9 protein-coding genes and 1 tRNA gene are annotated in these 11,184 nt (G+C 60.3%); 8 read left to right on the top strand and 2 right to left on the bottom strand.

Annotation, left to right across the window (positions count from 1 at the left end):
* Positions 1-137: 137 nt before the first annotated feature.
* The 8 genes from ACHMXK_RS21140 to ACHMXK_RS21175 all read left to right on the top strand — a co-directional run bounded on the left by ACHMXK_RS21140 (position 138) and on the right by ACHMXK_RS21175 (position 8,280).
* Positions 138-470: a c-type cytochrome gene (locus ACHMXK_RS21140; RefSeq protein WP_397442649.1), complete on the top strand. Its 333-nt coding sequence runs from the start codon at positions 138-140 to the stop codon at positions 468-470.
* A 14-nt stretch (positions 471-484) separates the two neighbouring features.
* Positions 485-1,759 carry an FCSD flavin-binding domain-containing protein gene (locus ACHMXK_RS21145; RefSeq protein ID WP_397442650.1) on the top strand — a complete coding sequence of 425 codons (1,275 nt, stop codon included), beginning with the start codon at positions 485-487 and terminating at the stop codon, positions 1,757-1,759.
* A 202-nt stretch (positions 1,760-1,961) separates the two neighbouring features.
* Entirely contained in the window at positions 1,962-3,293 is a 1,332-nt protein-coding gene (gene rsmB / locus ACHMXK_RS21150; RefSeq protein ID WP_397442743.1) for a 16S rRNA (cytosine(967)-C(5))-methyltransferase RsmB, read from the top strand.
* Between the two features lie 43 nt (positions 3,294-3,336).
* A complete protein-coding gene (locus ACHMXK_RS21155; protein WP_397442744.1) occupies positions 3,337-3,933 on the top strand; it encodes a DUF4390 domain-containing protein in 597 nt (198 codons plus the stop codon).
* On the top strand, positions 3,930-6,254 hold the full coding sequence (locus tag ACHMXK_RS21160; protein WP_397442651.1) for an ATP-binding protein: 2,325 nt from the start codon (positions 3,930-3,932) through the stop codon (positions 6,252-6,254). Before ACHMXK_RS21155 ends, ACHMXK_RS21160 begins: the two co-directional genes overlap by 4 nt.
* Positions 6,255-6,324: 70 nt before the next feature.
* A complete protein-coding gene (locus ACHMXK_RS21165) occupies positions 6,325-7,002 on the top strand; it encodes a response regulator (protein ID WP_397442652.1) in 678 nt (225 codons plus the stop codon).
* Between the two features lie 21 nt (positions 7,003-7,023).
* Positions 7,024-7,099 (top strand) — tRNA-Phe (locus tag ACHMXK_RS21170).
* Between the two features lie 113 nt (positions 7,100-7,212).
* Complete coding sequence (locus ACHMXK_RS21175; RefSeq protein ID WP_397442653.1) at positions 7,213-8,280, top strand: hypothetical protein; 1,068 nt, start codon at positions 7,213-7,215, stop codon at positions 8,278-8,280.
* Positions 8,281-9,042: 762 nt separating this feature from the next.
* On the opposite strand, the gene ACHMXK_RS21180 is transcribed toward ACHMXK_RS21175, so the two are convergent.
* A complete protein-coding gene (locus ACHMXK_RS21180) occupies positions 9,043-9,978 on the bottom strand; it encodes an N-carbamoyl-D-amino-acid hydrolase (protein WP_397442654.1) in 936 nt (311 codons plus the stop codon).
* A 195-nt stretch (positions 9,979-10,173) separates the two neighbouring features.
* The gene (locus ACHMXK_RS21185; RefSeq protein ID WP_397442655.1) at positions 10,174-11,142 is read right to left on the bottom strand and encodes a LysR family transcriptional regulator; all 969 of its coding nucleotides are present in this window, start codon (positions 11,140-11,142) and stop codon (positions 10,174-10,176) included.
* Positions 11,143-11,184: the final 42 nt, after the last annotated feature.

The raw sequence follows: 11,184 nt of genomic DNA on the forward strand, positions 1-11,184 counted from the left end.
GACCATAAGTACATCACGAATGGTTCGAACGCCGCCCGCTGGCGCGGCGCCAAAGTACTGGATACTCCCTATAGGCCACCCCCGGTGGCACGTTAAATTGACTGACTTGTCATTTGTAAAAACCAAGAGGAGAAGTTGTGAAGACCACACATGCCATCACCACGGCGCTGGCCTTGTGCGCGCTGCTGGCGCCCACCTTGAGCCAGGCCCAGAACGCAACGGCCCAGAACGCCTTGTATACCCGCAGCCTGGCCGCCACTTGCGCCAACTGTCACGGCACCGATGGCAAAGCCATCCAGGGTGGCAGCGTGGCATCGCTGGCCGGGATGGATAAAACTTACTTCGTGGCCCAGCTCAATGCCTTCAAGTCCGGCGCGCGGCCGGCCACGGTGATGCACCAGATCAGCAAAGGCTATAGCGATGCGCAGATCGCCACACTCGCCAGCTACTTTGCCGCACAAAAGAAATAAGAGGAAAAACCATCATGCAACGACGTTCCTTCCTCCAGTCTTCTGCCGCACTCAGCCTGCTGGGTCTGGGTGCCTGCGCTAGCACCGCCGTTCCGTCCAAGGCCAAAGTGGTGGTCATAGGCGGTGGTTACGGCGGCGCCACGGCGGCCAAATATGTGCGACTGCTGTCGGACTACAGCATTGATGTGGTGCTGATAGAGCCGCAAGCCGCGTTTGTTTCCTGCCCCATCTCCAACCTGGTGCTCAGTGGCGGCAAGCAGCTCGCCGACATCACCACGCCTTACGCGGGGCTCAATAAAAACCATGGCGTGACGGTGATTCGCGACATGGCCAGCGCCATCGATACAAGCAAAAAAACCGTCACGCTCGAGGGCGGCGCGACCATTGCTTACGACAAGCTGGTGGTCTCGCCGGGCATAGACCTGATGTACAGCAGCATCGAAGGCCTGAAAGAAGCACAAGCCGCGGGCCAGATCCTGCAGGCCTGGAAAGCCGGCCCGGAAACCGTGGCGCTGCGCAAACAGCTCGAAGCCATGCCCGACGGCGGTGTGTTTGCCATCACGATTCCCGAAGCGCCTTACCGCTGCCCGCCCGGCCCGTATGAACGCGCCTCGGTGGTGGCCGGTTATTTCAAGGCCTTCAAGCCACGCAGCAAGGTCTTGATCCTGGACGCCAATCCGGACGTGACCTCCAAGGGTCCGCTGTTCAAAAAAGTCTGGGCCGAACAATACAAAGGCATGGTCGAGTACCGCGGCCAGCACAAGGCCATTGGTGTGGACGCCAAAGCCGGTCTCATCAAGTTCGACGTGCAGGACGACGTGAAAGCCCATGTGCTGAACGTCTTGCCCGCCATGCGTGCCGGCGGCATTGCGGTGCAGACCGGCCTGAACAACATGGCCAACAACCGCTGGTGTGGCGTCAACTACCAGACCTTTGAGTCCACGGTCGCCAAGGACGTGTTTGTGCTCGGCGACTCGATCCAGATCGCCCCGGCCATGCCCAAAAGCGGCCACATGGCCAACAACCACGGCAAGGTGGCCGCCGCCGCCATCGTGGCGCAGTTGTCCGGCTGGGAGGTGAACCCGACGCCCATGCTGGCCAACACCTGCTACAGCTTTGTCGACAACAAAAACGTCATCCACGTGGCCAGCGTGCACGAATATGTCGCAGCTGAAAAAACCTTCAAGGCCGTGGCCGGGTCTGGTGGTGTCAGTCCTGGACCAACCGAGCTGGAAGGTGTTTACGCGCTGAACTGGGCACAGCAGATCTGGGCTGATACGCTGATTTAGCCCCCACGGGAGTGGTGTTGACCCCCACGGTCGCTCACTGCGTGTAGCTCCCTGCCCCCAGTGGGGGCCGCTGCGCCTGCGGCCCGGCGAAGCCGGTTCCGCGGCCCGTGCTTGCAATTCGGAATGGCCGCACCTGATGGTGCGGCCTTGCGGCTGGTCTAATACGGGGTGGCCGTCCGTTTCGGGCGGTAATATGAGCCCTATGCAAGACAACTCCACCCAAGTCCCCCTGTGGCGCCAGCTCCAGGGGGCGGCTTTTTTACTCCTGGCCATTCGTGCCGGCCGCTCCATGACGGCGGCGCTGGAAGATATTGACGCCACACTTCGCCCCGGTGTGCAGGCCCTGGGCTTTCACGCCTTGCGGCAACTGGGGCGTGCCGAGGCCTTGCGCCAGCAACTGGCCAAGCGGCCACCGCCGCCCGAGGCCGATGCCTTGTTGTGTGTGGCCCTGGCCCTGGCCTGGAATGAGAACGAAGCGCCTTACACCGCACACACCCTGGTCGACCAGGCCGTGGAAGCCGCCAAACGCAGCGAAGACACACGGCATCAGGCCAGTTTCATCAACGGTTGCCTGCGCCGCTTTCTGCGTGAACGCGACGCCTTGGTGGCGGCTACCGAAAAAAGTCCGCAGGCCGTCTGGAACCACCCGCAGTGGTGGATAGACCGGGTGCGCAAAGACCATCCCGCGCACTGGCAAGCCATCTTGCAGGCCAACAATGCCCGGGCGCCGCTGATTCTCCGGGTAAATGAACGAAAAACGACGCAAGCCAAGTACCTGCGGGCGCTAGAAGCTATAAATATCGTAGCGTCTCCGGTGGGCAAACACGGCGTGATCCTGGCCAACGCCCAGGCTGTGCCTTCCTTGCCGGGTTTTGCCGAGGGACTTTTTTCGGTGCAGGACGCGGCGGCGCAACTGGCGGCGCCGCTGTTGCTGGACGGGCTGGTGGCGGCCGGGGAGGGCGGGCTGCGGCTTCTCGATGCCTGCGCCGCGCCCGGCGGCAAAACCGCCCACTTGCTGGAACTGGCCGACGCCGAGGTCACGGCGCTGGACATCGACGCGCGCCGCTGTGAACGGATTGGCCAGAACCTGCAGCGCCTGGGCCTGCGGGCCGACATCCGTGTCGGTGATGCGGCCCATCCCGACGGCTGGTGGGATGGCCGGCTGTACGACGGCATCCTGCTGGACGCGCCATGCACCGCTTCGGGCATCGTGCGCCGCCACCCGGACGTGCGCTGGTTGCGCCGTCCCACCGACATCGCGCAGCTGGCGGCACTGCAGGGGCGGCTGTTTGACGCCTTGTGGCCGCTGCTCAAACCGGGTGGTCGCTTGCTGTACTGCACCTGCTCGGTTTTCCGGGCCGAAGGCGAGCAGCAGGCCCAAACGTTTGTTACGCGCCACAAAGACGCCCATTTAGGGGCATCACCCGGTCATTTACTGCCCCAAAGTGGCGTCCCCGCGACTGACTTCCCGGACAATTTGAACAGTGAGAACGACGGCTTCTATTACGCGCTTTTTGAAAAACGCAACGCTTGAGCGGATGTTGCGGCGGGTACTGACGTTTTGTTGCTTGGCCTTGATGGCGTTGGCCGGTCCCTCCGTGCTGGCGACCGAGGTGACGCTGCTGAAAATGGAGCGTTCTGACGACTCGGTCTACCTGTCCGCCACCGTCCAGTTCGATTTGCCGCCTGTGGTCGAAGACGCGCTGCTCAAGGGCATCCCGATGTTTTTTGTCGCCGAAGCCGACATCTACCGCGACCGCTGGTACTGGTATGACAAACGTGTCACCAGCGCCACACGCACCATGCGCCTGGCGTATCAGCCCCTGACCCGGCGCTGGCGCCTGAATGTGATGTCCGGCGCCATCAGTGTCACCGGCCTGCGCGCCTCCATCAGCCAGACTTACGACGGCCTGCCCGAGGCCCTGGCCGCGATCCAGCGTATCTCGCGCTGGCGCGTGGCCGACGCCGCGGACATCGAGCCCGATTCCCGGCACAACGTCGACTTCCGTTTCCGGCTGGACTTGTCGCAGTTGCCGCGCCCCTTCCAGATTGGTGTGGCGGGGCAGAAAGACTGGACCATCGCCGTCGAAACCAACCGCCCCCTGGTGGCCGAACCGATTCGCGACGCCCATAAGGATCCGGTTCGGGACGTGGTCCAAGAGGCGGTGAAGTGAGCCTGCCTGGCCAGAGCGACGTCCTGAAAAGCAGCCGGGCCTTTCGCTGGACCGTGGGCATCGGGGTGGGGGTGATCGCCGCCTTGGGCCTGGTGCTGCTGTTTTTGCTGACCCAGGCCACGGGCAACCGCGAACTCTACGAACGCAACTACGTGCGCCTGTTTGCGCTGAACGTGGCGGTGGCGGTCATGCTGCTGCTGGTCATCGGCTGGATTGGACTGCGCCTGATCCTGCGCTTGCGCAAGGGCAAATTCGGCAGCCGCCTGCTGGTCAAGCTGGCAGCCATTTTTGCACTGGTCGGCTTGTTGCCCGGCATGATGATTTATGTGGTGTCTTACCAGTTTGTCTCGCGCTCGATTGAAAGCTGGTTTGACGTGAAAGTCGAGGGCGCGCTGGACGCGGGCCTGAACCTGGGCCGTGTCACGCTGGACACGCTGGCCTCTGAGCTGGCCAACAAAACCCGGGTCGCCGCAGGGCAGTTGTCGCAGACCCCCGATGCCATGGCCGGCCTGGCGCTGGATCGTCTGCGTGAACAGCTGGGTGTCAGCGACGTGGTGTTGTGGACCGCCTCCGGGCAGATGATTGCGAGCGCCGGCAGTTCGCGTTATGCCATCAAGCTGGAGCGGCCGCCGGGGCAATTGCTGCGCAACGCCCGCGCCCAGCGTGTGGCGACACAAATCGAAGGGCTGGACGAAATCGGTGTGCCGGGCGCCGAGGCCGCTAGCGTGGACCCGGGCGCGCCAGCCGCGGCAGCGGGCAGCGGCGCCAGTTCCCCGTCGACCAACATCAACACGGCTCCGCGCATCAAAGCCCTGGCGCTGGTCAGCAGCCCCGGCGTTGGCCTGTTTGGCGAGAGCCGTTTCCTGCAGGTGACCGAGTTGTTGCCGGCCAGCCTGGTGGCCAATGCGATTGCCGTACAGGAGGCCAACCGCGAATACCAGGAGCGCGCCTTGGCCCGCGGTGGCCTGCGCAAGATGTACATAGGCACACTCACGCTCAGTTTGTTCCTCGCGGTGTTTGGTGCGGTCTTGCTGGCGGTCCTGCTGGGCAACCAGTTGGCCCGGCCTTTGTTGTTGCTGGCCGAAGGCGTGCGGCAGGTGGCCCAGGGCGACCTCACGCCCAAGGCCGCCTTGCAGGGCAAGGACGAGCTGGGCGGACTGACCCGCTCCTTTGCCGACATGACCCAGCAACTGGCCGACGCGCGCGGCGCCGTGCAAAAAAGCATGGACCAGGTGGATGCCGCCCGCGCCAACCTGCAGACCATTCTGGACAACCTGACCGCTGGCGTCATGGTGCTGGACCTGGACGGCCGTATCCAGACCAGCAACCCCGGTGCCACGCGTATCCTGCGTGCGCCGCTGGCGGCTTACCTTGGACGGCCGCTGACCGAGGTTCCTGGTCTGGAAACCTTTGCACAAGGGGTGCAGGCGCAATTCGACGCCTACTTTGGCGGTAACCAGTTGCATGGCATCGAACATTGGCAACAGTCCTTCGAGCTCAATGCGGCCCAACCCGGCACGCCCGACAACGCCATCACGCTGATTGCACGCGGCGCCAAATTGCCCGGCAACGAATGCCTGCTGGTGTTTGACGATGTGTCCGAGATGGTGTCGGCCCAGCGCGCCCAGGCTTGGGGCGAAGTGGCGCGCCGTCTGGCGCATGAGATCAAAAATCCGCTGACCCCCATCCAGCTGTCGGCCGAACGCCTGGAGATGAAACTCACCGGCAAGGTGGCCGAACCCGAGCAGGCCCTGCTCACCAAGTCCGTCAAGACCATCGTCGACCAGGTCGATGCCATGAAGCGCCTGGTCAATGAGTTCCGCGACTATGCGCGCCTGCCGGCGGCCGAACTCAAACCCTTGGACCTCAACGCACTGGTCAATGACGTGATTCAGTTGTATGCCAGCGAGAACGCCGTGGTGCCGGTGGTGACCGAGCTGGACCCCGATTGCCCCGCGATCAAGGCAGATACGCAACAGATTCGGCAGGTCATTCACAACTTGTTGCAAAATGCCCAGGACGCGCAAGAGAGCCTGCCGCCCGGCCATCAGGCCCTGGTCACGCTCAAGACCGAATACTCTCCCAGCTCGCGCCGTGTACGCCTAACCGTCAGCGATAACGGCCTGGGCTTCCCCGAACACATCCTCAAACGCGCCTTCGAGCCCTATGTCACCACCAAGGTCAAAGGCACGGGTTTGGGGCTGGCGGTGGTCAAAAAAATTGCCGACGAACACGGCGCACGCATCGATATTTCAAATCGCGTGCTGGATGGCGTCGTGCAAGGGTCTCAAGTATCGCTATCATTCGCGGTTGTGACTTAACAACACTTGCGGGCTGGAGGCAAGCGCCCCGCAAGATCGATAACTGCTGGTTAGGGATAGTGATTCAATCATGGCAAATATTCTGGTAGTTGACGACGAGCTGGGCATACGCGATCTGCTCTCGGAAATTCTCAATGACGAAGGTCATCAGGTCGAACTCGCAGAAAACGCCGCCCAGGCGCGCGCCGCACGCAACCGGTCCCGGCCCGACCTGGTGCTGCTGGATATCTGGATGCCCGACACCGACGGCGTCACCTTGCTCAAGGAGTGGTCGTCCAGCGGCCTGCTGAGCATGCCGGTGATCATGATGAGTGGCCATGCCACCATAGACACCGCGGTCGAAGCCACCAAGATTGGTGCGATGGCCTTCCTGGAAAAACCCATCACCCTGCAAAAGCTGCTCAAGGCGGTGGAACAAGGCCTGGTGAAATCCGTGGGCCGCAAACCGCTGGTCGCGCCCACCACCCTGTTGCATGCGGTGGACCTGAGCGTCGACGCCGCCATGACCGGTGGCATCGTTGCCGTCGCCGTGGAGCTGGGCCCACAAGCCACCCAAAGTTTCCTGCTCGAAAAGCCCTTGCGTGACGCGCGTGATGAGTTTGAAAAAGCCTATTTCGAATTTCATCTGGCCAAGGAAGGCGGCTCCATGACCCGCGTCGCAGAGAAGACCGGCCTGGAGCGCACCCACCTGTATCGCAAGCTAAAACAACTTGGAGTGGATCTGACCCGGGGAAAGCGCGCTGCCTGATGATATATAATCTGAGGCTTAGGCCCGGTAGCTCAGTCGGTAGAGCAGAGGATTGAAAATCCTTGTGTCGGTGGTTCGATTCCGCCCCAGGCCACCATATTGCATGCGCCCCAGCACCCTTTTCGGGTCCTGGGGCGTTTCTGCATCTGACGACTGATTTCTACAATTCGTTGGATACGATACGTCAATTGCAAACTAGGGGAATAGCAAATGGCGGCGTCGTTTTTTGCCAACATGAAAAGGGCGTTATCAGGTGCCAGTCGACGGCTCGATGATTTTGCACAAGCTGACCAAGCAGTTCTATCCCGAGCCAAATGGGTTTCAAAGACTTTTGAAATTATTTTGGCGAACGCGGACGAATTTGATGAAAACTGCCAGGTAACGATCGAGTGGATTGGCTCCCAAATCTCTTCGAGAATTGCCGAAGCGTCCGATAGGCCTCTAGACGCGAAATTAGTCGACGAACTATTTCAATTTGCATATCGACTGGTGATTGAGTTTGACCTCTCGGTCAAAGGCGATCTCTCAATGGAATTGAGTGGGTTTAAGAATTTCGTAGCAGACTCGTTTAACGATTTTCCATCACAGCTGCAGACTGTTCTCACATGGGCAAAGCAGGATATGCCTATTGCGGTAATGAAAAAGCTGTTAGGGACAACAGCACTCAGCAATCTTCGAAATATCGAAGGGTTTGCGAAAGACATTGACGCCAAGTTTAGCGACTGGTCAAAAAGACTCTCTGAAGAAGAAGATAAGGCCAGCGCTTTGGCTGACGCACTGACAAAATATGAAACAGCTTTTAATTTTGTAGGGCTTTACAGTGGGTTTGACGATCTTTCCAAAGTGAAGGCCGCTGAAGTGCGGAACCTAAGACAGTGGACATCACTATTTGGGGCTCTGGCTGTTGTTCCGTTGCTCATAGAAATGCTGGTGATTTACTTGAACATGGATCGGTTGCAGGATTTGAAATGGCAACTGATAGTCAGTGCGATCCCGGTTCTATCGTTAACCGTTCTGCTGCTTTATTTTTTCAGGATTGCATTGCGTAGTTCTGAAGGAGCAAAGTCTCAGTTGTTGCAACTGGAACTTCGTAAAACGCTTTGTCAATTTATTCAGAGCTACGCGAGCTATTCGTCGATCATCAATAAGGAAAATCCGGATTCACTTAAAAAATTTGAAAACGTAATTTTTTCCGGCATTGTTTCTAGTGATGAAAAAATTCCAGCAACCTTCGACGGCATTGACCAAATAGCCAAGTTGGTTAAAGCGATTAAATAATTAGCATGCAATCTCACAGGAGAGTTTTGACGCGCTTCCCCATCCGCGCCTTAACGTAGTGCTCGGTCATCTCAGAGTTTTTGTGACCTAGAAGGGTTGGTAGTGCCTCAAACCGCCTGTGTCGGTAGCCGTCTTGGCCCGAATGTTCCGAAACTGAAAATCCACCTTCGCTAGTGTCCGCATCTCGTCAAAGCGTGAGTGCAACGCGAACTGAGTCAGTGATTGGCCGTTAAGTTCTGAGCACTAGCTTTGTTGGTTTGAAGGGTTCGCGAGCAAGTATGTTTAGGAACCATCAGTCTACGCAAGCGCATCACCCCGAGCCGTCAAGTGAAAAAGAGCTGCCAGATAGGCTTCGGGAAATAATGGCGCATAGATAAGTAAAACCCGCTTCTGCGGGTTTGTTGTTGTTGCTTCACTTTGCTCGTCTACTCGCTACATCTAGCCACCAAATAACATGTGCCCCAGTGCCCTTTCGGGTTCTGGGGCGTTTTGCATGGTGGTGGAGAAAATCGCGCGCTATAAATAACAGAGCTGCTTGCGCTTTGAGCGATTGGGCTGCGGGCCAATTTGACGCTGCAAATACGAGATCAGGCGAGCTGCTTGTGCCGCCAGAGGCAAACTTATAAGAAAAAGAGCCTGTGGCCCAAGAGGAACGGGCGCAAGCAGCTATTAAAAATATAGCTAATAGCTGAGCCGCACCGTCGGCGGCGGCAGGCAAATCGCCGCCTTCGTTGCGAAGGCGCGATCCGTGCCGGCTGGGGTTTAGGACGTCAGCGGCTCGCCCGGTCCCACGCGGTCCACGATCAGTTGGTAATACTCGGGCCGGCGATGGCGGGCGAAATCGAAGACGTTCTGGCGGAAGGCCTTGGCCAGGTCGAGGTCGGCCTGGACAGTAATCACTTCGTCTTCTTCGGTGCTGGCCTGGGCTGCAATCTCGCCGGTGGGCGACACGATGACCGAGCCGCCTATCATGTGAAAGCCGTCTTCCCGGCCACACTTGGCGGCAGCGGCGGCCCACACACAGTTCTGGTAGGCGCTGGCCTGCAGCGTGATCAGGTGGTGGTGCATGCGCAGGTGCACCGGTTCGTCCCAGTGGATGTTTTGCGACGGTGTGTTGTAGCCCAGCACCACGATCTCGGCGCTTTGCAGCGACATCACGCGCCAGGTTTCGGGCCAGCGGCGGTCGTTGCACAAGGCCATGCCGATCTTGGCGCCCAGCGTGTCCCACACGCCCCAGGCTTTGTCGCCGACATCGAAGAATTTTTTCTCCAGGTGCTGGAACGGTGCGTCGGGCTTGTGATCAACATGGCCAGGCAGGTGCACCTTGCGGTATTTGCCGACGATGTTGGCGGACTTGTCGACCAGGATGGCGGTGTTGTAAGGCCGGCCTTCGGGCGTCAGCTCGGCATAGCCCAGGTAAAAACCTATGCCCAGCTTGCGGGCTTCGTCGAACAGCGGCTGCACGTCGGCATTGGGCATTTGCGCTTCAAAAAAACGCGTCTCCGCTTCTTCCTGGCTCATCCAGTAGCGCGGAAAAAACGTGGTCAGCGCCAGCTCGGGGAAAACCACCAGGTCGGCCTGCCGCGCCTTGGCCTCGCGCATCATCTCCAGCAGGCGTTGGACAACGGCAGTGCGGCTGTCCGCCAGGTGCACCGGCCCCATTTGCGCAACGGCCAGGCCGATCTTGTTCTTACTCATGGTTTGCTCACAGATAGAGGTTGAAGACCTCGCCGATGATGCCGTGCCGGCCGGTTGGCGTAAATGCCCGGCGTGGTCAAGTCACACATAGCCAGACATCGCATTGCAAATCCGATACTGCCCGCAAAGCCCCGCCACATGCGGGTTGGCGGCCAGGCCATGGCGCTCAGGCAGCCAGCCGGCAATAGCTCACCGTTATGGTGCGCTGCCGAAATGTGATGGTTGTTTGTCGGCTTTCAGCACATGGCTCACCGCCGTGAGAAAACGTTGCGCGAGCACCGGCAGCGGTTCCAGGCGGGAATGCACGGCCCAGATGTTCACCGGCGTGGAGGCGATCACGGGTAACACCACCATGCCGGGCGGCAGCACCAGCGGCAGGCTCCAGCCGACCACCAGCGCGGCGCCCAGGCCCTGCTGCGCAAAGGCGATGGCGGTGATAGGCGAATGCACTTCGATCTGCGCCGAGGCGGCCACCTCGGGGCCGAGCAGCGTGCTCAACAAGCGCCCCAGCGGTGCAGCGGGCGGGTAACCGATCCAGCGTACCGCGCGCAGGTCCTCGGCGCGCACGGCGTCCTGCTTGGCGAGAGGGTGTTTGCCGGGCACCAGGCAGACCAGCTCGTCCTGTCCCAGCGCCGTGGCCTGCAGGTTGGCGTGGTCTGGCGCCAACAGGGAAATGGCAATGTCCGCGTCACCCGTGAGAAAACGCGCGGCGAGTTCGTCATAAGTCACGTTGCGGCAGGCCACATGTACGCCGGGGTTGCGTTTGCAAAAACGCTCCAGCGCCATCGGGATCAGCCGCTCGCCAAAACTCGCGCTGGTGGCGATACGCAGCCGGCCCGCACCGGAGCGCGCCAGGTTGCTGGCCAGGTCGTTGATGCGCTGGATGCCGTGGTACAGGCCTTCGACCTCGCCGAACAGGCGGCGCGCTTCGGGCGTGGGCACCAAGCGGGTGCGCTGGCGCTCGAACAGCTGAAAGCCCAGGCGGCTCTCTGTCAGCGACAACACGCGGCTGATCGCTGGTTGTGAGACATGCAACATCCGCCCGGCGGCACTGACCGAGCCGGCGATCATGATGGCGCGAAATACTTCGATCTGGCGCAGGTTGAGCGGGCGGCTCGGCTCGTTGCCGCCGTCGGTGTCCATGCTGATTGGGTCGTTTTCCACCTGATCTCTTGCCTTAAACCATAACAGCCGCTTATTGGCTGT

The sequence above is a fragment of the Polaromonas sp. UC242_47 genome (genome assembly GCF_044452385.1).
Taxonomy (GTDB): Bacteria; Pseudomonadota; Gammaproteobacteria; order Burkholderiales; family Burkholderiaceae_C; genus Polaromonas.